We start from the raw sequence: 21,191 nt of genomic DNA, 5'->3' as shown, positions 1-21,191 counted from the left end.
GGTTCGTGTCCTCAGATTTGGTGATGGATACTTGCTTGTTGGCAGGCTCGATAATATTGAAAAACGGTGGAGAGACATACCGGACGGAAGAGACAATGGCATTGATTGCGAAGGCTGCGGGGATGGATGACGTCAACAGCTCGGCTACGCCTACGAGCATCATCCTGTCCTTTCGTTGTAGTGGACTGGATCATACAAGAATGGTTCGTACCCCCAAACGTACGACCAACCTCAATAAAATTACGCTCGTGAATGATGTTTCCCGACAGTTTGTCAGTGGGAAAATTAATTTGGAGCAAGCCTATCGGACGCTGCGTGAGATCGATCAGAAAAAGCAGATCTATCCGAAATGGTTGCAGCATTTAGCAGCGGCTACAGCCAGTGGCTCCTTTTCTATGCTTGCAGGGGGAGATTGGGGCAGTCTGATTCCTTCTGCGATGGCCGGGTTGATTGTGAACCTGAGCCAGGAATATTTAGAACAGTTTGTCCGGATGAAGTTTTTTACGGAGTTCTCCGCCGCTTTACTAGGGGGGCTTTTCGCCTTGTTGAGCGTGACGATATTTCCGCAGCTGCATTTGAGCATCATCATTATTGGTGCGATGCTTCCGTTGTTCCCGGGGATCGCCATCACCAACTCGCTTCGGGATTTGATGGCTGGTGATTTGGTTGCAGGTGTTTCACGCGGAGTAGAAGCCATGCTGACGGCTGTCTCCGTAGCGGTAGCCACAGCCATTATTCTTTCGTTTACGAGGTGAGTACGATGTTGTTACAAGGATTGGCGCTTAGCTTCGCCTCTTCAGTAGCGTGGTGTGTGCTGTTCAATGTGCCGGTTCGAACAATCGTAGCGGGTGGTTTCGCTGGAATGGTCGGTTTTCTCGTCTACTCGATTCTTCCTATCTACGGTGCTGAGGTATTGTTGTCGACGTTTGTTTCAGCTGCTGCTGTCTCTTTGCTCAGTCAGCTCTTATCTATTATACTGCGAGTTCCTTCTACGAATTTTAGCGTCGCTGGCATTATTCCACTGGTACCGGGATCGTTGGCTTACAAAGCCATGCTTGCCTTCGTGAATAATGATTATGTCGGAGGGATTACTCAGGCGACCAAAACATTGATGGTAGCCGGCGCGATTGCTTCTGGACTTATATTTGGAATTTCGGTTCTGACGATTTGGAAAGGAGCCCGCTATGCTGGCAATCGTGCGCAACGAGATTGAGTCCGAGGGGCTTTTGCTTCCAGGTGAGACCATTGTTGTCGGAATTTCCGGCGGCAACGATTCTACCGCACTGTTGCATATATTGGCTTCTCTCAATAAACAATACCAATATAATTGGAAGCTGCATGCTGTCCATCTGAACCACGGCTTTCGTGGGGAAGAAGCAAGGCAGGACGCGCTCTATGCAGAAGAGCTGTGTCGTGAACTCGGCGTGGCTTTCCACCTGTTTGAGTATGACGTTCCCGCTTATATGGAGAAAACGGGACTGGGCGGGCAAGAAGCAAGTCGCGACATTCGCTATCGGCTGTATCGAGAGGTAGGTCTGGCGAAAGGCGCGACCAAGCTGGCATTGGCCCATCATGCTGACGATCAGGTAGAAACGATTCTCTTTCGTTTTGTGCGAGGCAGCAGGTTGCATGGACTGACAGGGATGCCGAAGCGAAGAATGCTTGCGGATTGCCCGATTGAGCTCGTGCGTCCGCTCTTGCATAAAACGCGTCAAGAACTGGAAGGCTACTGTCGGGAACATCAACTCGTCCCCCGTGAGGATAGCAGCAACCAATCGCGCAAGTATACGCGCAATTTGCTGCGTCTGGATGTCATGCCTTTATTGGAAAAAGTGAATGACAAGTATCGAGAGCATATCTTGGCTACTGCGGAGGCAATCCGTCAGGACGAAGCGCTTTTAATGAGGCTGGCACGGGAGCAGTTGAAAGAGGTAACCATTGAGAAAAAAACAGAAGCATTTTTGATGGACAATGACAAGTTTCAAACTTGTGACGTTGCTTTACAAAGGAGAATGATTACTCTAATATTAAGTTATCTCTCAAAACATACCGAATGGTCTTCGCAACATGTGGAGACCGTTTTGCACATGCTAGGGGGAAGTCGCCCTTCTGCGGAATTGCATTTGCCGAATGACCTGGTAGTCGACCGGGTGTACGAGCGAATCATTTTTCGTCGTAGGAAGCGACAGGATCGCATACATACGTATAGTTACGAGCTCGCCGTTCCTGGTGTAACCTGGATCGACGAGAGCAAGGCCACGGTACATATTACTTACCTGGAAGGTCCCATGGATTGGGAGCGACTCCCGGCGAATGAAGCGGTTTTTGATGCCGATCAGTTGCTAGGATCGCTGTATTTGCGTAACCGAAAACCTGGAGACCGCATCACCCTGTTTGGCTCAGCAGATGGAAAGAAGCTGAAGGATTTATTGATTGATGCCAAATTTCCGCGAGCATGGCGTGACAAACTTCCGCTTTTGACGGCGGGCGATGAGGTGATTTTGGTACCAGGTGTGCGCCGTTCCGCCGTAGCGCCTGTCAATGGACAGACCAGGCGTTTTCTACACGTGCGGGTAGAGTTTGGAGAAGATTGGCGGGAGGTTTTTTCATGAATCAAGACATCGAGAAGATTTTGCTATCAGAAGAGGATATTGCGGTAAAAGTTCAAGAATTAGGCAAGACGCTGGCTGCAGAATACAAGGATAAAAATCCGTTGGTCATCTGCGTGCTGAAAGGCGCAGTCGTTTTCATGGCTGATCTGATCCGTCACATGGATATTCCGTGCGAAATGGATTTCATGGCTGTTTCCAGCTACGGAAGTGGAACAGAGTCCTCTGGCATGGTGAAAATCTTGAAGGATCTCGATACATCTGTGCAAAACAGACACGTGCTGGTTGTAGAAGACATCATGGACAGCGGTCTGACGCTGAGCCGCTTGGTAGAGCTGTTGCGCCATCGGGAAGCTGCTTCCGTAAAAGTGGTGACTCTCTTGAACAAACCAGAGCGTCGCAAGGTGGATATTTCACCGGACTATAAGGGATACGATGTTCCAGACGAATTCGTTGTGGGATACGGCTTGGATTACTCCGAGCATTATCGTAACTTGCCTTATATCGGCGTATTGAAACCTGAGGTCTACACAAAGTAGGTTTGTTGTGGAGACCGTGCTTTCTATGATAAAATGTGAAAAGTGTCTGTTCGTGAGAGGAGGTAAGGAATGAATCGCTTTTTTCGTAATACCGGGTTCTACCTACTGATTTTTCTTGTCACGGTCGGGATCGTGAATTTCATCCTCTCCGGTACTGATAAGGTTGGGAAACTTACATATCAGGAATTCCGGGTACAGCTAAAAGCTGACAACGTCACTGAGTTGGCGCTTCGACCAGAGAATGGTACTTACAGGGTCGAGGGTACGTTGGCAAAAGCTATTCCGGGACAGGAAAGCAACAAATTTTTTACCAATGTTCCTTTGTATGACTCAGATGTTGTTAAGCTAGTCGAAGAGAAAATCGATGCACAAAAGATGAAGAATGTAGCGTTCAATCCTGCGGAGGGCAATAGCATTTGGCTCACGTTCTTGACCTCTATCATTCCTTTTGTCATCATCTTCATCCTGTTTTTCTTTCTTCTGAACAACGCGCAAGGTGGCGGAAGCCGAGTAATGAACTTCGGTAAAAGCCGCGCGAAGCTTTACAACGAAGAGAAGAAACGCGTTACATTTGACGATGTAGCAGGAGCAGACGAAGAAAAGGCGGAGCTGGAGGAAGTCGTTGACTTCCTGAAAGACAATCGTAAGTTCAATGCGGTTGGCGCTCGTATTCCAAAAGGGGTACTGCTCGTAGGACCTCCGGGTACAGGTAAAACCTTGCTCGCTCGCGCTGTTGCAGGCGAAGCTGGTGTACCGTTCTTCAGTATCTCCGGTTCTGACTTCGTGGAAATGTTCGTTGGGGTGGGTGCATCCCGCGTACGTGACCTGTTTGAAAATGCAAAGAAAAATGCTCCTTGCATTATCTTTATTGACGAGATTGACGCCGTGGGTCGTCAACGCGGAGCTGGACTCGGCGGCGGCCACGACGAACGCGAGCAAACTCTCAACCAGTTGCTCGTAGAGATGGACGGTTTTGGTGGAAACGAAGGTATCATCATGATTGCTGCGACCAACCGACCTGACATTCTCGACCCAGCTCTCTTGCGTCCGGGACGTTTTGACCGTCAAATTACAGTTGACCGTCCTGATATCAAAGGTCGTGAAGCGGTGCTCAAGGTTCATGCCCGCAACAAGCCGATTGGTGAAGACGTGAAGCTGGAAGTGATTGCTCGTGGTACATCGGGCTTCACTGGCGCAGATTTGGAGAACTTGCTGAACGAAGCGGCTCTCTTGACTGCCCGCAGAAACAAAAAGCAAATCAACATGACGGAAGTAGATGAAGCGATTGACCGCGTGATTGCAGGTCCAGCGAAGAAGTCTCGCGTAGTGAGCGAAGACGAACGCCGTCTGGTTGCCTTCCACGAAGCTGGTCATACGATCATCGGATACCACCTGAGAAATGCAGAAATGGTACATAAGGTAACAATCATTCCGCGTGGCCAAGCTGGCGGATACACAGTGATGCTGCCGAAAGAAGACCGTTTCTTTGCTACCAAAACAGACTTGCTCGACAAAATCGTCGGTCTGTTGGGTGGACGTGTTGCGGAGGAAATAGTGCTTGGGGACATTAGTACCGGCGCACATAATGACTTCCAACGTGCGACTGCTATCGCTCGCAGCATGATTACCGAATACGGAATGAGCAAGCTCGGTCCTATGCAGTTCGGTAAGAGTCAAGGACAGGTATTCCTGGGCCGCGACTATGGCAATGAGCGTAACTACTCCGATCAGATTGCGTACGAGATCGATCAGGAAATGCAAAATATTATCAACGAGTGCTACTCGAAGTGTACCGAATTGCTGACGACGCACCGTGATCAGCTCGATCTGATTGCGAACACGCTGCTCCGTGTAGAGACTCTCGATGCTGAGCAGATCAAGCAATTGATCGAAACAGGTAAAATGGATAACGATCCAGATGCAAATAAAGATGTGGTCGTGAACATTCAACCGAAGCTGGAAGAAGTAAAAGAAGAAGTAAAAGAAGAACCAAAGCAAGAAGATACAAACGAAGAACCGAAACAATAAGGGGCGCCTCAGGTGCCCTTTTTTGCAATATCGGAAAGTATTAGGTTAAGTGTTTAAAAGGTAACGATGAACCAATAAAGCTAGTGAGAAGAAAAAGCACAGGGTTCGTAGACCTTGACAACGACTACCTAGTCGGAACTTAAAAAAGGGGACCACGCTTGTCGAACACTTCTTCCTTGAGAAACTTCCGCCCGTAGGGTGGCTTTGGCTCGACGGTCCCCTTTTTTAAGTGGAGATGGCCAGTGAATCCCCCTGCTGGCGTGTCAGAGTCGAAGAAAACTGTGCTTTTTCTTCTCCTCCACTATAGTGACTCAACTCCAAAGCGAATGAGAGGGATTGGATATGTTGCTTACACCAGGCATGGCTGCATTTGACATGGATGGAACCTTACTGACTCACGAATCAAAGCTGACAGAAGGAACGAAAGAAGCACTTCGCCAATTGCAACAGGAAGGCTGCAAACTCGTTTTGTCTACGGGCAGGATGTATGGCTCCGCTCAAATTCCGATCGATTCCTTTCCTTTTGACGGGTATGTCTGTAGCAATGGGGCCGCTGTTTTCGAAGGGGATGGTACGCTGGTCCGTCGATCGCTCCTTCCTACTGAGATGGTAATTGGTGCGATCCATGCACTGAGGCAAGAAACGATTTATTATGAGCTTCATGATACTAACAGCAATCGCTGGATGATCAAAGAAGACCGTGAACGTTTGGAAGCGACCTTGAGTGAGGACGCATCAGTGGAAGGGTTCTCGATCTTGAATTTTCCTTACTACAGGCTCGCTCATGTAGTGCCATTGGCAGAGATGTTGGAAAAAGTGGAGTCCAGGGAAGTAGAAATCGTCAAGTTCTTCATCTGGCATCATGACCCGGATCGTCTGGAGTGGGTGAAAGCGCAGCTGAAGCCATGGAGCGAGCAAGTGACCATCACTTCATCCGGCAAGCAGAACGTCGAGGTAATTCCTCAAGGGGTTTCCAAATGGGAAGGGCTTCAATACTTCTGTGAGAAATGGGGAATCTCCCCAGAGAAAGTCATGGCATTTGGCGATGCAGAAAATGATCGTGAGGCATTAACAGGCGCAGGATATTCCGTCGCGATGGAAAACGCTTCTGACGAAATCAAGCAGGTGGCCAAATATATCGCCCCGCACCATAATGAGGAAGGCGTAGCCCGCTTTATTCGGGAGCGTGTTCTCGGGGAAAAAGGCGAGTAAGAGAATGAAACAGCAGAAACTGCGTATGTACAAGCCGGTTTCTGCTTTTTTCTCATTGTTATTGAGAATTATTATCAATTATAATGACCGTATACATATTGGCAAGTGGGGAGTGATGGCAACGATGATGCGCAAAGAGCTCATGATTTTGTGGAACCATGCATCCGTGAAAGTATTGGATGTACGTCATCAAATCGTGCAGCCAGGAGAAAAAATAACGGCTTATCAGCTCCCGGCCAGCGTATTTTTGTTTACGGTTCGAGGACGAGCAGTCGTGCAGCTCAATGATGTGATGTACCCGGTCCATACTTTTCATGTGATACATGGGGGCAAAGGGCTGACTCTCAATGTAAGCGTTACGGATAACGAATGGGAATCCTACATCATTTTCTATAAAGCAATGATTCCGTTGCCAAGTCGTCAGGAAATCATGAATCTCCTGGAATCTCGCAACTGGTTTTTGTCTCCCTATTCTATTGTGCCGCAGCAGCCTATCACTCTGTTGGACAAGCTGGATCATCTACGGTCTGTTTGGAACAACGGGGATGAAGATGATTTGAGGCAATTGCGGGCCAAAGGATGGTTCCATCTGTTTGTTTGCGAGCTACTTGATCAGATGGATGAGCAAGAAGCGGGGATTACCCAACATGATCTCGTTTTCCTTGCGAAGCAATACATTCATAAACACTATGCGGAACCGATCACGCTGGAGGCAATCGCTCAGACGTTGAATTACAGCATTCCATACTTGTCGAAGCAGTTCAAGCGTCAGACGGGTCATAGTCCGATCGATTATTTGATTGGTGTGCGACTCGAAAAGGCAAAGGACTTGTTGGTTCGTACGGATGCCACGCTTCAGGAAGTGGCGGAAGGTGTCGGGTATACGGATTTCTCCTATTTCATCAGAGCCTTCAAAAAACATACGGGTCTGACCCCAGGACAATTCAAGGAGCAAGCATTGTACGTTGGTGAAGGCTCAGAATATCCTATGAAAAGGCTAAGATCAGCCCTTGTCTCCCTATCGAATGAAACATACAATCTGATTGTCGTTGAAAATCATTCTCAAAAGGATAGGGGAATAGACGTGAAAGGAAAAATGCACAAGCTCATGCTGGGGCTTGCTTTGTTACTTAGTGCATGTTCAGGTACAACAACGGGAAGTAGTGGAACGCAGCATGTTACACCTGTTGCGAATTCGGGGACAGAGGCGACTTCACAACCAACAGAGCAACAATGGCCGCGAACGTATGTGGATGCACTCGGAAAAGAAGTGGTGATTCCCAAAGAGCCGAAACGCATCGTCGTGACTCATTTCGGGATGATGGAATACTTTTTTGCGTTGGAAACACCACCGATTGCGTCTACACTCGCTGATCGCATGCTGACTACTTTTGAAACGTTGAAGCCATACGCGAGTACAGCAACGGTAAAAGATATCGGGGAAGTGAGGACGCCGAATCTAGAGATGATGGCAGACCTGAATCCAGATTTGATTGTCGCGTTCTCCGGGACACACAACGAAGTATACGCAGATTTAAGCAGCATTTCGCCGGTAGCCATGATTAACAATACGGAGGACCGGAGCTGGACGGAAACGCTCCGCGAATACGCCAAGCTGATCGGCAAAGAGCAATTGGCCGAAGACTACATTACGAATTTACAGACGTTAATGGGTGAAGCCAGGAAGAAATTGGCCAAGCATAAAGACAAATCCTTAACGTTTTTACGGGCAACAGGTGACGGAAGCACCTTTTATGTACTGGACGACAATGACGTTTCGTATGCGTATGACCAAGAAACTGGCTTGGGACTGAAGTCTCCGGGGCAGTACAAGCTGGAGGGCGATGTGATTTCACTGGAGGGTGTCACGGTGCTTAATCCAGATTATATTTTCGTGGTCGATCATGCGAACAGAGTGGATACAACGATGGCGGAGCTAAATCAAAGCAAAGTGTGGCAATCGTTAAAAGCCGTAAAAGAAAAGCATGTGTTCCCGCTGGATGTGTCGATCAGCACGAAAGGACCATTGGCGATCAAGTATGCGACGAATAAGGTTCTCGAATATATGTCCACCAACTAAAGCTTTTGAGAGGAGGAGGAAGTGCCAATGCAGCCTATCGTGGAGCAGTTCCAAAATCGCAAGCTCACGATCTATTTACCTGAGGGCTATTACCAAAGCGAAGAGCGTTACGCCGTTGTCTATTTGCAGGATGACGGTGATTTGATTGACCCGAAGGAAAGTGATGTTCTTCAGAAGAGTAGAGAATTAACGGCGACAAATCAATTGCCAGGCTTGCTATTTGTCGGTATCGAATCGTTCGACCGAAATGATGAGTATACGCCGTTTGTGTCGCCGAATATTTTTGAGCCGGAATCCGGCAAGCAGTTTGGTGGGAACGCTTCTGTTTATGCCGATTTTCTCGCCAATGAATTGAAGCCGCACATCGACAGTAAATACCGCACATTACAGGATCGAGAGCACACCGGGATCATGGGTTTTTCCTTTGGGGGACTCATTTCTGTCTACACAGGGTTACGCTATCCTGATGTTTTTGGACGGGTGGGCAGCTTTTCCGGCTCCTTCTGGTTCCCGGGGATCGTAGATTGGATCGAGCAGCTCACCATTCGTGATACAGGCCAGCGCCTTTACATGAATTTGGGTCACGAGGAGGGCTCCGGTCGAACGAACGGACAGCAATGGATGGTACCGAATAGCAAGAGAGTTTATCAATATTTGCTGCAAAATGGTTTTCAGGAGGACTCAATCCAACAGGTAATTTATGAGAGCAACTTCCACTCGTTTGACTTAGGTGTGCAATACGTACCAGAAGCACTGCAATGGTTGTTCCAAGAGGAATAAATTCGTTCAGCCGTACCACGTTGACAAGGTGAGGTTATACGCTTACAATGACCGTAAATTATGACACCACCGTAGGGGGATTTTTTCCATGGACGCTTTAGCGTTAGAAAAAAAAGCCCAGCGCAACGCTGAGTTACGTGAACGACTGCTACAGTTGAAGAAAGAGCGTAATGCCATCATTCTTGCTCACTTTTATCAACGTCCCGAGATTCAGGAGGTCGCTGACTTCATTGGGGATTCCTTTGGGTTGGCACAGAAAGCGAAAGAAACGGATGCCGATGTGATTTTGTTCTGTGGGGTTCACTTTATGGGAGAAAGTGCAAAAATTCTCAATCCCCAGAAGACCGTCATTATTCCCGATGAACGGGCTGGCTGTCCGATGGCGGACATGGTGAACGTAGACGGGCTCCGCAAGCTCAAAGCACAGCATCCAAATGCAAAAGTAGTGGCTTACATCAATACTTCTGCGGATGTCAAAGCAGAAACTTACATCTGCTGTACGTCGTCCAACGCGAAGCGCGTGATCGAGTCGATCGACAGTGATGAGATCATTTGGGTGCCGGACAAAAACCTCGGCCACTATGTATCCCAATTCACGGACAAGAAAATGATTATTTGGGAAGGGTACTGCAATACGCATGACCAACTGTCTGTAGAAGATATTATGACGTTGAAGCAGCAGCACCCAGACGCTGTGGTTGTCGTTCATCCGGAGTGCCGCCCAGAAGTGGTATCCCTGGCTGACTACGTTGGTTCCACGACCGGAATTTTGAAATACTGCCGTGAGTCTTCGCACAAAGAGTTTATTATCGGAACGGAAGACGGCACACGCTACATGCTGGAAAAGGACAGCCCGGACAAAACGTTCATTTTCGCTTCCAAGTACCTCGTTTGCCCGAATATGAAGGTGAACAACCTGAAGAAGTGCGTCGAGGCGCTGGAGAATATGAAGCCGGAGATTTTTGTGCCAACAGATGTTGCTGATGCGGCACGTGCTTCGTTGGAGCGCATGCTTGCGGTAGCGCCTGCTTAAGGAGCAGTCTGATAAAATGCAAAAAGGGAGTAGAGCGTAGGGGCTTTACTCCCTTTTTCTATTAGGAGGCTTTGATCAAAGGCTGGATGTCCTTTCGGCGGTAAATGTTCAGGACGAGTCCAATCAATGCCATCTGCAAAACGAGCTGTGTGATGCCGTTCCCGTAACTGACCAAAGGAAGATAGACATTTGCGTATGGGACCAGACCCATTGTCATGAAAATACTCCAAAAAAATGGAGTGAAAAAAAGTGTCGTTATCCCTGATAACAGCATGGAACCGTACAAATCCTTTACCTGCTTAATCGTAAGGAGTAAGCGAACCAACAGGACAATACCCAAGATAAAAATGGATGCTCCGGCTATCAGCCCCAAACTGTGGACTAAGTAGACAAAAATATAGTTGGACTCTAGGGCGGGGAGAGTGTCCATAGTGGAACCAAAGCCATGTCCCCACAAGCCTGCGGATTGAATCGTTTCCATGGACTGAATGGTTTGATATCCTTTTCCGGTTGAATCGCTGTAGGGGTTCAAGAAATAGAAAAAGCGATCCAACTCTTGCTGTGTAGCAAACAGGTAATACTTCCCGATGATGATGAAAAGTGACATCCCCAGAAAGCTCAAAACAGCACGCCAGTTGGCTTGAAAAGCGATCAAAAGTGTGACGTAGCCAATGAAAAACATAATAATGGAATATTCTTGGTGTACGGAAAGAAGAAGGTAGCACGGTGGCATAAATAATGCGATTGCTTTCATAATTGTAAAGCGTCCGTTTTCCTTCCACTCGGTGAAAATTCCTGCGATGGCGACAATGAGCAGGAACGGGCTGATATAGAATACGTTGAGCTCTTCAACTCGGATGTCTAAATGAGGGATATTATTCACGGTGCCCCCGAAAGACAGCGTAAAAAGTAATAAGAGTAGCGTAGCGACATACAAGAGTCGACTGTAGCGCTTCAAATTACTGTAATCAGAAAAGAGAATCGCCACCAAGGCGACAGCACCGATCAAAATCCCATTGACCTGCCTTTCCAGCCATTTTTGTTCATCTTGCGCAATTTGTAGGGAATACAATACTAACAGACCAACCCCGAGTAGGATTCCGACGATGGCAAGAATCCCCCACTCCATCCGCGGCTTATGCGCCTGATGCAGATACCGCCCTACATCGACAGGATCACCCATCTCCGCAACCGCAATCCGAGTCGCTTCATCTTCTCCATATCCAGCCTCACGATAATCCTCGATTTTTTCGGCGAAATGATTCTCCAACTCTAGTGTAATGGCTGGATGAACCTCTTTATTCTTAATCTGGCCGCAAACTTCTTTTATGTAATGCGCAATTCGCTTGTTTTCGATCATGTAGGCTGTCCTCCCAACACGGAGTCAACAGCGGTACGAAAAGATTCCCACTCCTGTTTTTTCTCTTTGAGATGCTTCTTGCCTTCGCGGGTGATTTGATAATATTTGCGTTTTCGCTCTCCTTCACCTTCGCTCCAAAACGCCTCGACTTTTCCTTCAGACTCAAGGGTATGGAGAATGGGATAGAGGGTGCCTTCCTTGAGAGACAGCACACCGTTCGAGCTAGTTTCCATCGTCTTGATCATCTCATAGCCGTACATCGCCTTTTGTTCCAGCAAGGTAAGAATGAGAATGACCGTACTACCTTTCATCAACTCTTTGTTAACTGCCATAGCTACCTCCTTATACCTCGGATTTCGATACCTCGAATATCTATGTATCATTCTATTCCATAAAAGGGAAAAAAGAAAGACTTCCTCGTCAGGAAGTCTTGTTATATGTGTCTAGGAAGGCATTGGGGTAGGAGTTGGTTTTCCGTAGCCTTGCCCATAGGTTTGATCTATGTAGTTACGAATTTCTTTTGTAGATTTGCCTTCTTCTTTCATCTTGCCGGAAATAACGGCGATTTCCATGCATACGCCGCAACGAGTGCCGTGGTCATCCCAGACGATGGAGCCATCAGACTTTTCTTCTTTGATGAAGCAGTTGCCGTTATGCCCGTGTCCAGCACTTTCACCACAACCACAATAGCATGGAATGGATTTGAGCAGCTCACGGTTTGCCGCAGCAACTTTGTAGGATCCAATAATGACAGGGTCTTGGTTGTCTAAAAATTTCGGTAGCTGATCAGCGGAAGCAGTCAATTCCTGCAAATCACCATTGGGGGCGTGCTGTGTGTGATCGCTATGATTCTGTTCAGCTTGATCAGTAGAGCCACAGCCGGCAGTAAGCAGAGCTGCGGTGATAAAAGTAATGGCTAACCATGAGTTACGTTTCATCTTGGACATACCTCCTGCCAGTTATTTTATCATAATGAGATGGAGAAATTGTGAAGCTGGGAGAGAAGATGAACACTTATGACATTTAAATCGGAATAAATCCTATTTACTTTTTGGGCGCCTCTCCGTATAATGAAAAACGACGAGAACGTAAATCGGAATCATTTTGAATTGGAGTAGGAGGAAATATAGATGAAAAGAGCTATGTTGGCAGCCCTCAGTTTCATTACGGCAGTGGGGCTGGTGGGATGTGGAGCAGCGAATGAAACGGCTGGTACTCCGCAAACTGGCAGTAACGCGTCCGGGAAGCCAAAAGTATACACGACTATTTATCCCTTGGAATATGTAGCGAAGCGAATCGGCGGTGAACACGTTGAGGTAACGAATCTGGTTCCCGCTGGCGTAGAGCCTCATGATTTCGAGCCAACTGCAAAAGACATGGTCGCTCTGTCCGGAGCAGATATCTTCGCCTATAACGGCAGTGGTTTGGAGCTGTGGGTAGAGAAGGCTGTAACCAACCTCGACAAAAACAAGACAACGATCGTTAATGCGACGGAAGGTCTCGAGCTGATTAGTGCAGTTGAGCATGAGCATGAAGGAGAAGGACACACAGAAGAAGGTCACGCAGAAGAAGCTGGGCATGACCACGGGGATCTGGACCCTCACGTATGGCTCGATCCGATGCAACTGAAGGCACAGGCAGAGAAGGTCAAAAATACGCTCGTGCAAAAGGATCAAACGCACGCTGCTGATTACGAAAAGAACTACACACAACTAGCAACAGACCTGGAGCAGCTGGATAAAGAGTTCAAAGATATGGTTACGCAAGCACCGAAGAAAGAATTCATGGTTTCTCATAGCGCATTCAGCTATATGGCAAAACGCTACGGGCTGGAGCAAGTATCGATCTCTGGGGTCAATCCTTCTGATGAGCCATCCACGGCTGAGTTGAAGAGCTTGGTGGAGCATATAAAAGAACATAACATTTCGTATGTGCTGTTCGAGACGCTGGTTTCTCCAAAGGTAGCGGAAGTGATTGCGAAGGAAGCTGGCGTGAAGACGGCTACGCTCAATCCGTTGGAAGGTTTGACGGAAGACGATGTAAAGGCAGGCCGTGATTACTTGTCCATCATGCGTGACAATATGAATACATTAAAGACTGCACTCCAATAAGCTTTCCTTAGAAAAGATGTCGCTTGCCAGGCGGCATTTTTTCGTTAGTAGGATGCTTGTGGTTCGGGCAAAATCGTAGTACGATGAAGAGAATCAAATAAGAACAAATCCGATTTAAGGGATGGATATTTCATGGAACCAAATAAACAAGAGGTGCCTGTTATTAAGCTCACAGGCGTCTCCTTTCAATATGAAGACAAACAGGTTCTCGATGAGGTTGAATTCACACTGGAACGCGGAGACTTTGTGGGAATCGTCGGGCCGAATGGATCAGGAAAATCTACGCTGATGAAGCTGATTTTGGGTCTGTTGACGCCAAACAAAGGGACAGTGGAGCTGTTCGGGCAACCACTATCCAAGTTTCGTGAATGGAATCGCATTGGATACGTCGCTCAACAGGTCGCGCATGGGGCGGGTGGATTTCCGGCGACGGTGCGAGAAGTCGTGTCATCTGGATTGGTCGGTAAAGTGGGCCTTTTTCGCAGACTGACGAAACAGCATCATGAGAGTGTACGAGCTGCGGTGGAGCGTGTCGGCTTGTTGGAAAAGCTGGATCAACGAATCGGCAACTTGTCCGGCGGGCAATTGCAGCGCGTATTTATAGCACGAGCTCTCGTAGCTGAACCGGAGCTGTTGATCCTCGATGAGCCAACAGTCGGGGTCGATCAGGAATCGATCGATCAATTTTACAGCTTGCTTCGTTCGCTGAAGGAAGAGAACGGATTGACGATGATGATCGTCAGCCACGATGTGGGAGTCATGTCGCAATGGGTGACCAAGGTGGCTTGTGTGCAGAAGAAGATTCACTTCCACGGAACGGCGCACGATTTTGAGCATAACCAAGAAAAAATCTTGCAGAGTATGTACGGTGATTCGGTCAGACTGCTGTCTCATCATCATTAAGCTTTGTAAATAGGTAAGAAAGAAGGAATATGCACATGCTTGCTGATTGGTGGCAGTATGATTTTTTGCGGTATACCCTGTTTTCAGGGATTTTAATTGGTCTGATCTGCCCTATTTTGGGCACGTTTCTCATTGTTCGTCGCTTGTCGATGATGGCAGATGGCTTGTCACACGTGACGCTGTCCGGTGTAGCTGCCGGGATGCTCATTTCCAAAAAGGTCGCCTTCTTCTCCGCAGTCAATCCGCTGTTTTTCGGGATGTTGTTTGCGGTGATTGGTTCGTTGTTCATCGAGCGGCTGCGTAAGGTGTACAAAGCGTATCAAGATTTGGCGATTCCGATTATTTTGTCCGCGGGGCTTGGGCTGTTTACGGTATTGATCAGTATCGCAGACGGTTTTAATGCAGACTTGTATTCGTACTTGTTCGGAAAAATCGTAACAGTGTCCATCGAAGACTTGTATGCGCTGATTGGTGTGGCAGTTGTCGTTTTAGGGACAGTTTTGTTGATTTACAAGGAGCTTTTCGCGGTCTCCTTCGACGAGGAATTTGCTCGCGTCTCCGGCGTGGCAAGGCGTTCGATCAACCTGTGGTTCATGGTGCTCGTCGCTCTGACGATTGCAGCTTCTATGCGTATAGTCGGTGTCCTGTTAATCTCGGCGCTGATTACCCTTCCGGTGGCTGCCAGTCTGCAAATCGCGAAAAGCTTTCGTCAAACGATTTTCTTGTCGATTTTGTTCGCGGAGTTTTCCGTGTTGAGCGGTTTGTATTTTGCCTATCTCCTTGATTGGGCATCTGGTGGTACAATTGTACTGATGGCAGTACTGGTTATGCTGGTTGTATTAGGTGTAAAGAAGCTGCGGGTCGCTTTCCGGTAAGAGTTATCCGGATATGACAAAAGGAAGGAGTGTTTGTCGATGAAAGTAGAAGAAGCGCTGCAAATATTGAAAGAACATGGTTTCAAGTATACCGGCAAGCGGGAGGAGATGATTCGAATCTGCGCGGCTGAGAAGCGATACCTGTCTGCCAAAGATATTATGGAGAGAATCAAGGAGCAGTATCCAACACTCAGCTTCGATACCGTCTATCGCAACATTTCCACTTTTGTTGAGCTAGGGATTCTGGAAGAGACGGAGCTGGACGGAGAAGGTAGATTCCGCTTGGCTTGTTCGACAGATGGACACCATCATCACCATGTGATTTGTACAGAATGTGGAAAGACTTCTTCTTTGCCAGGATGTCCGATGAATATCATTTCCGCAGTACCGGAAGAGTTTCAGGTGACGGGGCACAAGTTCGAGGTATATGGCACATGTAAGGAATGTGTAACGCATTCGAATTAATCGGATAGAGGGGAGTGCTCGCTTTTGCGGGCGCTCTTTTTTTGCATCTCCTTCAAGCGTGTATTTGCTATAATGGTGGAAAATCATCAGTTACAAGAGAGAAGGGACACAGTCATGATTCCCCGTTATATTGTGGACTTTGATTTGCACACCTTACCTCGGAAGAGGGCAGATGTAGCTGTTATTGGAGCAGGAATTGCTGGGTTGTATACGGCGTTGCAAACGAGTGAGTATGCGGATGTGGTGTTGATCAGCAAGAAGGGACTCGATGATAGTAACACACGCTGGGCTCAGGGAGGAATCGCTGCTGTAACAGCCCAATCAGATTCTCCTGCCCTTCATCGACAGGATACGTTAATCGCTGGAGCAGGTCTTTGCTCGTATAACGCTGTGGAAGTCCTGGTGCATGAAGGCCCTGATCGCTTGCATGAACTGATTGCATATGGAACGGAATTTGATCGTGATGAACAAGGGCAGTACGAGCTGACACAGGAAGGCGCGCATAGCAAACGACGTATTTTGCATGCGAACGGAGATGCCACTGGGGCAGAGATCGTCCGCGCTTTGTCCAAGCGTGTGAAGGAGCAGCCAAACATTCAGGTTTTAGAGTATCATTTTGCAGTAGATGTCATCACGCAGGATGGCGAATGCGTGGGTGTCCTCGTGCGGAAGCCGGATGGCGAACTGTTTTTTCTGGAGGCCAAAGCAACGGTGCTGGCTACAGGGGGAGCAGGTCAGCTTTACCGTTACACGACGAATCCGCAAATCGCTACGGCAGATGGAATCGGCATCGCGTATCGGGCGGGTGCTCGCATTAAAGATGTGGAATTTATCCAGTTTCATCCGACTGCGCTTTACTATCCGGGAGCCCCGCGCTTTTTGATTTCGGAAGCCGTTCGTGGGGAAGGTGCCATTTTGCGTAACGGCAATGGTGATCGCTTCATGGACAAGTACCATCCGCAAAAAGAGCTGGCGCCGCGTGATATTGTCGCCCGGGCGATTGTCTCTGAGATGGAACAGACGAAGTCTACGTTTGTGTATCTTGACATTACTCATGAATCAGAGGAACTTATTAAGCGGCGTTTTCCGACGATTTATAATTTTTGCTTACAATACGGGCTCAATATGGTGACAGATTGGATTCCAGTAGCTCCTGCTTGCCATTATATTATGGGTGGGGTCCAGACTGACTTGAACGGCGAGACCTCGACGAAGCGGCTTTTTGCATGCGGGGAAGCATCCTGCACGGGGGTACATGGAGCAAATCGACTGGCCAGCAACTCGTTATCGGAAGCAGTTGTATTTGGTCACCGGATCGCGGAGCGGATCAAGCAGCTGGCTGATTTGCCGAGCATTCATCCCTTCCAGGTTGTTTCCAAGCAAAAACTGCCCCAAACGTTCAATACACGTGAACAACGATTGAAAATGCAAAAGCTCATGCTGCGGCATGTTAGTGTGAAGCGCGACGATAAAGGATTAACGAAAGCATTAACAGAGCTTGCGCGAATGGAGCAATACTACCAGTACAAGCCTAAGAGCCTGGAAACGTTTGAATTCTTCAATCTGCTGAATGTTGCCGTCCTGACAACGAGAGCGGCACTTTTGCGGGAAGAAAGCAGAGGTGGGCATTATCGTACTGATTTTCCGAATAAAGACGACTTGCTGTGGCGTAAGCATTTGATCCAGTCCGTAGAAGATGGTGTCCAAGAGGAGTGTGAGAAGCATGATGTGGAATAAACGGGAGCTTCAGCGAAAAATAGAGGAATGGCTACAGGAAGACGTAGGATTTGGTGATGTGACGACAATGAGCACGATTCCTGAATCGGAGCAGGGTGTCGGCATTTTATATGCGAAGGAAGCGGGAGTTGTGGCAGGCTTGCCGATTGCAGAGCAAGTATTTGCCACGGTTGATTCTACCCTCGTTTTTGAGGCAAAAGTAGAAGAAGGAGCACGAGTGGAGGTTGGTCAACAGATCGCCGAAGTCAGCGGCTCGGTTCGTTCGATTTTGAGCGGGGAGCGGCTTGCACTTAACTTAATGCAACGTCTGTCTGGGATTGCCACGAAAACGAGTGAATACGCAACGGCCGTCGCAGGGACGAAAGCACGGGTTGTTGATACGAGAAAGACGACGCCAGGCCTTAGAGCTTTGGAAAAGTACGCGGTTCGAGTCGGGGGAGGCTACAATCACCGTTTTGCCTTGTATGATGCCGTGATGATCAAGGACAATCATATCAAAGGAGCGGGCGGTATCGCGCAGGCTGTCGCAGCGGCACGCGCGGTTATTCCTCATACGATGACAGTAGAGGTAGAGGCTGAATCGTTCGAACAGGTTCAGGAAGCATTGGCAGCAGGTGCAGATACGATCATGCTCGACAATATGTCCCTCGATCAAATGGTGGAAGCCGTGCAGTATATCAATGGACGGGCCATTGTTGAGGCATCTGGCGGTGTGAGTCTGGAGACGATTGGTGACATTGCAAAAACAGGCGTAGATATCATTTCGGTAGGGGCGCTAACTCATTCTGTCAAAGCGTTTGATATCAGCCTCGATCTGAATACACGCAAGCGGTAAGGAGCGACCACGATGTTATTGGTGATCGATATAGGCAATTCCAATATTGTGTTGGGCTTGTATGAAGGCGACGAGCTCCAACACCATTGGAGAGTGTCCACAGATCGTAACAAAACGGAAGACGAGTACGGCATGCTCGTCAAAAGCTTGTTTGGTAGTGTGGGGCTTGGTTTTGAACAGGTTAGAGGTGTAATTATCTCGTCTGTCGTGCCGCCTTTAAACCTCACGATTGAACGCATGTGCGGGAAGTACATGCAACAAAAAGCGCTGATTATCGGGCCGGGTATCAAGACGGGACTGAACATCAAGTATGAGTATCCGCGAGAGGTAGGTTCCGATCGAATCGTGAACGCTGTTGCTGCGATTCATCATTATGGTGCGCCACTCATTGTTGTCGATTTTGGTACGGCGACGACCTTTTGCTATGTGGACGAGCGGGCGCAGTATTGGGGAGGGGCGATTGCTCCCGGCATTGGAATATCGACTGAGGCACTCTTCACTCGTGCTGCCAAGCTGCCGCGAATCGAAATCGCCAAGCCTGCAAGTGTAGTCGGTCGTAATACGATAGCGGCCATGCAGTCCGGCATTTTCTATGGGTTCGTCGGTCAGGTCGAAGGCATTGTACGTAGAATCATGGATGAATACGGTACGCGACCTACCGTAGTTGCTACGGGAGGGCTGGCAGCACTTTTTGCGAATGAGACCTCTTGTATCCATGTCGTAGATCAGAATCTAACGCTAAAAGGACTTCGTTTGATCTATGAGCGGAATCAATCATAGTGGATGGCGAACGTATTTGCAGAAAAACATTTCAGGATCATCTGGATCTAAGTGAGTCAGAGTTCCGCAATGAGCGTATCCGAGCTTTAGACAGAGACGTTGCATTTTTTCGTTGGAAAGGTTAGTAGAAGTGAACAACTTCTCCGTAGGGGAGATTGTTTCCAGATAGCGCATCATCTCCTCGCCAACCCCTTGGTTCTGATAGTGTGGGTGAACAATGATTAGATGAATAAAGCTGTTCTTAAAAAACGATTGATTGATGATGGCAAAACCGACGATATTCATGTCGATTAACGCCAAGTAGCAATGCTCTTGCTCGATGGCTTCTTTAAGTTCAGATGAACGACTGGTTGAACCGAGCACCATTGCATCAATCGTACAGACAGCAGGAATGTTTTGAGGAGTAGCTAGACGAATTGAGGTCATCCAATTCAAATCCTTTCTACTTGTAAATCGTTGCTAATGTTGTATGGAATGGAAAAAGGGTGTTAAACTACTGGTAGAGATATTGATGATCCGACATATAAATAAAGGAGCCAATACCGTTGCAGCGGCAAGGCTCCTGAGACAAGAAGCTGTGGCACACCCACGGCGCGCATGATTACAAAAACAGCGAACCCACCGTCAGGCGGTCAACCTTAGGCGGTGGGTTTTCGCTTGTTACGCCACTTTCTTATCCATCGGTAGAGCTTCCTGCTGCTAAACCAGAGGCTTAGCAAGGTTGCCAGTACTTTTAGGAAAAGGTAAAGCGTGCCGAGCGAGACCATCAGCATCACCCCCTTTACAGGAAGCTGTGCCGTGGTCTTCCACCGCCAGTCTTGTCTCAAGTTAAATTATACCATTTCAGCATCCGTATGGTGAGTTCTCTTGTTAGTGTAGATACGAGCTGGCTCGACAAAAAGAGTGGTATTCGGCGAGTAACATTGCTGCTGACAGGAAATGATATGTACGTAATTCACATCTGTGGATGGGGACAGAGAAAAAAGTTGAGATTTTCATTACTTTTCGTTGACAGCACATGCTCCACGCGCTACAATGGCTATTGTGCCTAGCAGAAAAGTTATGTCACATTGAACTTTTTAAATTTCTTTAAAAAAGTTCTTGCGTTTCAGATGAATGCATGCTAACATATGAATTCTGAAAGGCAAACAAGCGGATCACTTTGATCCACTTCAAATATACGGATGGATGTCCGAGCGGCCGAAGGAGCACGATTGGAAATCGTGTAGGCGGTGTCGAACCGTCTCGTGGGTTCAAATCCCACTCCATCCGCCATCACTTTCTTAGAAATGGCCCGTTGGTGAAGCGGTTTAACACAGCAGCCTTTCACGCTGTCATACAGGGGTTCGAATCCCCTACGGGTCACCTAGCAAAACGCCCTGCAAGTGCAGGGGTCCTGGAGGCTTAGCTCAGCTGGGAGAGCATCTGCCTTACAAGCAGAGGGTCGGCGGTTCGATCCCGTCAGCCTCCACCACTTATAATAATGGACAAGGAAGGTCAGCTAAAAGCGCCACGTCCTGTGGCAACACTGACACTCAGTCGTCCTGACTATCGCGGGATGGAGCAGCTCGGTAGCTCGTCGGGCTCATAACCCGAAGGTCGCAGGTTCAAATCCTGCTCCCGCAACCAAATATGGAGCTGTGGTGAAGTTGGAGTTCACGCCGGTCTGTCACACCGGAGGTCGCGGGTTCGAGTCCCGTCAGCTCCGCCATTTCAACCTTAATGGTTTGAAATAGCGATAAATATAGTGAGAGCCATTAGCTCAGTTGGTAGAGCATCTGACTTTTAATCAGAGGGTCGAAGGTTCGAGTCCTTCATGGCTCACCAGTTTTTAAAACAAGAGA

General features: G+C 48.1%; 20 protein-coding genes and 6 tRNA genes. 22 read left to right on the top strand and 4 right to left on the bottom strand.

Going from position 1 to position 21,191, the window contains the following annotated elements:
- Positions 1 to 5 precede the first annotated feature (5 nt).
- From ACFVS2_RS34180 to nadA, 9 genes are all read left to right on the top strand, one after another.
- The gene (locus tag ACFVS2_RS34180) at positions 6 to 755 is read left to right on the top strand and encodes a threonine/serine exporter family protein (protein ID WP_173620738.1); all 750 of its coding nucleotides are present in this window, start codon (positions 6 to 8) and stop codon (positions 753 to 755) included.
- 5 nt (positions 756 to 760) lie between these two features.
- Positions 761 to 1,213, top strand: coding sequence for a threonine/serine exporter family protein (locus ACFVS2_RS34175; RefSeq protein WP_173620737.1), 453 nt, complete (start codon positions 761 to 763; stop codon positions 1,211 to 1,213).
- The gene (tilS, locus tag ACFVS2_RS34170) at positions 1,185 to 2,612 is read left to right on the top strand and encodes a tRNA lysidine(34) synthetase TilS (RefSeq protein WP_390241063.1); all 1,428 of its coding nucleotides are present in this window, start codon (positions 1,185 to 1,187) and stop codon (positions 2,610 to 2,612) included. The genes ACFVS2_RS34175 and tilS overlap by 29 nt, the downstream gene beginning before the upstream one ends.
- Positions 2,609 to 3,148: a hypoxanthine phosphoribosyltransferase gene (gene hpt, locus ACFVS2_RS34165; protein WP_007729960.1), complete on the top strand. Its 540-nt coding sequence runs from the start codon at positions 2,609 to 2,611 to the stop codon at positions 3,146 to 3,148. Before tilS ends, hpt begins: the two co-directional genes overlap by 4 nt.
- 69 nt (positions 3,149 to 3,217) lie before the next feature.
- Complete coding sequence (ftsH, locus tag ACFVS2_RS34160) at positions 3,218 to 5,176, top strand: ATP-dependent zinc metalloprotease FtsH (RefSeq protein WP_390241059.1); 1,959 nt, start codon at positions 3,218 to 3,220, stop codon at positions 5,174 to 5,176.
- Positions 5,177 to 5,518: 342 nt separating this feature from the next.
- Positions 5,519 to 6,388 carry an HAD family hydrolase gene (locus ACFVS2_RS34155; protein ID WP_390241057.1) on the top strand — a complete coding sequence of 290 codons (870 nt, stop codon included), beginning with the start codon at positions 5,519 to 5,521 and terminating at the stop codon, positions 6,386 to 6,388.
- A 4-nt stretch (positions 6,389 to 6,392) separates the two neighbouring features.
- Positions 6,393 to 8,468 (top strand): AraC family transcriptional regulator, encoded by a 2,076-nt coding sequence (locus ACFVS2_RS34150; protein ID WP_390241055.1) that lies wholly within the window; start codon positions 6,393 to 6,395, stop codon positions 8,466 to 8,468.
- Positions 8,469 to 8,495: 27 nt separating this feature from the next.
- Positions 8,496 to 9,248, top strand: coding sequence for an alpha/beta hydrolase (locus tag ACFVS2_RS34145; RefSeq protein ID WP_390241053.1), 753 nt, complete (start codon positions 8,496 to 8,498; stop codon positions 9,246 to 9,248).
- A gap of 88 nt (positions 9,249 to 9,336) precedes the next feature.
- Positions 9,337 to 10,281: a quinolinate synthase NadA gene (nadA, locus tag ACFVS2_RS34140; RefSeq protein ID WP_173620731.1), complete on the top strand. Its 945-nt coding sequence runs from the start codon at positions 9,337 to 9,339 to the stop codon at positions 10,279 to 10,281.
- A 61-nt stretch (positions 10,282 to 10,342) separates the two neighbouring features.
- On the opposite strand, the gene ACFVS2_RS34135 is transcribed toward nadA, so the two are convergent.
- From ACFVS2_RS34135 to ACFVS2_RS34125, 3 genes are all read right to left on the bottom strand, one after another.
- On the bottom strand, positions 10,343 to 11,641 hold the full coding sequence (locus tag ACFVS2_RS34135) for an FtsW/RodA/SpoVE family cell cycle protein (RefSeq protein WP_390241050.1): 1,299 nt from the start codon (positions 11,639 to 11,641) through the stop codon (positions 10,343 to 10,345).
- Positions 11,638 to 11,973 carry a PadR family transcriptional regulator gene (locus tag ACFVS2_RS34130; RefSeq protein ID WP_007729943.1) on the bottom strand — a complete coding sequence of 112 codons (336 nt, stop codon included), beginning with the start codon at positions 11,971 to 11,973 and terminating at the stop codon, positions 11,638 to 11,640. Before ACFVS2_RS34130 ends, ACFVS2_RS34135 begins: the two co-directional genes overlap by 4 nt.
- A 111-nt stretch (positions 11,974 to 12,084) precedes the next feature.
- A complete protein-coding gene (locus ACFVS2_RS34125) occupies positions 12,085 to 12,579 on the bottom strand; it encodes a PCYCGC domain-containing protein (protein ID WP_376899298.1) in 495 nt (164 codons plus the stop codon).
- A 192-nt stretch (positions 12,580 to 12,771) separates the two neighbouring features.
- On the opposite strand from ACFVS2_RS34125, the gene ACFVS2_RS34120 reads away from it, so the two are divergent.
- From ACFVS2_RS34120 to ACFVS2_RS34090, 7 genes are all read left to right on the top strand, one after another.
- Positions 12,772 to 13,752, top strand: coding sequence for a metal ABC transporter substrate-binding protein (locus tag ACFVS2_RS34120; protein ID WP_390241047.1), 981 nt, complete (start codon positions 12,772 to 12,774; stop codon positions 13,750 to 13,752).
- Between the two features lie 132 nt (positions 13,753 to 13,884).
- Positions 13,885 to 14,655: a metal ABC transporter ATP-binding protein gene (locus tag ACFVS2_RS34115; RefSeq protein WP_007729940.1), complete on the top strand. Its 771-nt coding sequence runs from the start codon at positions 13,885 to 13,887 to the stop codon at positions 14,653 to 14,655.
- A 35-nt stretch (positions 14,656 to 14,690) separates the two neighbouring features.
- A complete protein-coding gene (locus ACFVS2_RS34110) occupies positions 14,691 to 15,530 on the top strand; it encodes a metal ABC transporter permease (protein ID WP_007729939.1) in 840 nt (279 codons plus the stop codon).
- A gap of 39 nt (positions 15,531 to 15,569) precedes the next feature.
- Positions 15,570 to 15,995: a Fur family transcriptional regulator gene (locus ACFVS2_RS34105; RefSeq protein WP_016740938.1), complete on the top strand. Its 426-nt coding sequence runs from the start codon at positions 15,570 to 15,572 to the stop codon at positions 15,993 to 15,995.
- 114 nt (positions 15,996 to 16,109) lie between these two features.
- Positions 16,110 to 17,732, top strand: coding sequence for an L-aspartate oxidase (gene nadB, locus ACFVS2_RS34100; protein WP_390241044.1), 1,623 nt, complete (start codon positions 16,110 to 16,112; stop codon positions 17,730 to 17,732).
- Positions 17,719 to 18,567, top strand: a complete 849-nt coding sequence (nadC, locus tag ACFVS2_RS34095; protein WP_173620723.1) for a carboxylating nicotinate-nucleotide diphosphorylase — start codon at positions 17,719 to 17,721, stop codon at positions 18,565 to 18,567. Before nadB ends, nadC begins: the two co-directional genes overlap by 14 nt.
- 12 nt (positions 18,568 to 18,579) lie before the next feature.
- The gene (locus ACFVS2_RS34090) at positions 18,580 to 19,347 is read left to right on the top strand and encodes a type III pantothenate kinase (protein WP_088910223.1); all 768 of its coding nucleotides are present in this window, start codon (positions 18,580 to 18,582) and stop codon (positions 19,345 to 19,347) included.
- Here the strand turns inward: ACFVS2_RS34090 and ACFVS2_RS34085 are convergent.
- Positions 19,342 to 19,773, bottom strand: coding sequence for a GNAT family N-acetyltransferase (locus tag ACFVS2_RS34085; RefSeq protein WP_390241041.1), 432 nt, complete (start codon positions 19,771 to 19,773; stop codon positions 19,342 to 19,344). The genes ACFVS2_RS34090 and ACFVS2_RS34085 overlap by 6 nt on opposite strands.
- 756 nt (positions 19,774 to 20,529) lie before the next feature.
- Here ACFVS2_RS34085 and ACFVS2_RS34080 point away from each other — a divergent pair.
- The 6 genes from ACFVS2_RS34080 (at position 20,530) to ACFVS2_RS34055 (ending at position 21,174) form a co-directional block, all read left to right on the top strand.
- Positions 20,530 to 20,622 (top strand) — tRNA-Ser (locus tag ACFVS2_RS34080).
- A 16-nt stretch (positions 20,623 to 20,638) separates the two neighbouring features.
- Positions 20,639 to 20,712, top strand: a tRNA-Glu gene (locus ACFVS2_RS34075).
- Positions 20,713 to 20,745: 33 nt separating this feature from the next.
- Positions 20,746 to 20,821 (top strand) — tRNA-Val (locus tag ACFVS2_RS34070).
- Between the two features lie 78 nt (positions 20,822 to 20,899).
- Positions 20,900 to 20,976: transfer RNA gene (locus ACFVS2_RS34065), tRNA-Met, on the top strand.
- A 5-nt stretch (positions 20,977 to 20,981) separates the two neighbouring features.
- Positions 20,982 to 21,058, top strand: a tRNA-Asp gene (locus ACFVS2_RS34060).
- A 40-nt stretch (positions 21,059 to 21,098) separates the two neighbouring features.
- A tRNA-Lys gene (locus ACFVS2_RS34055) sits at positions 21,099 to 21,174 on the top strand.
- Positions 21,175 to 21,191: the final 17 nt, after the last annotated feature.

Origin of the sequence: Brevibacillus sp. NPDC058079 (assembly GCF_042885155.1) — a bacterium.
Classification (GTDB): domain Bacteria; phylum Bacillota; class Bacilli; order Brevibacillales; family Brevibacillaceae; genus Brevibacillus.
The sequence above is the reverse complement of the archived record's forward strand: the minus strand, read 5'-3'. Positions and strand labels throughout refer to the sequence as shown.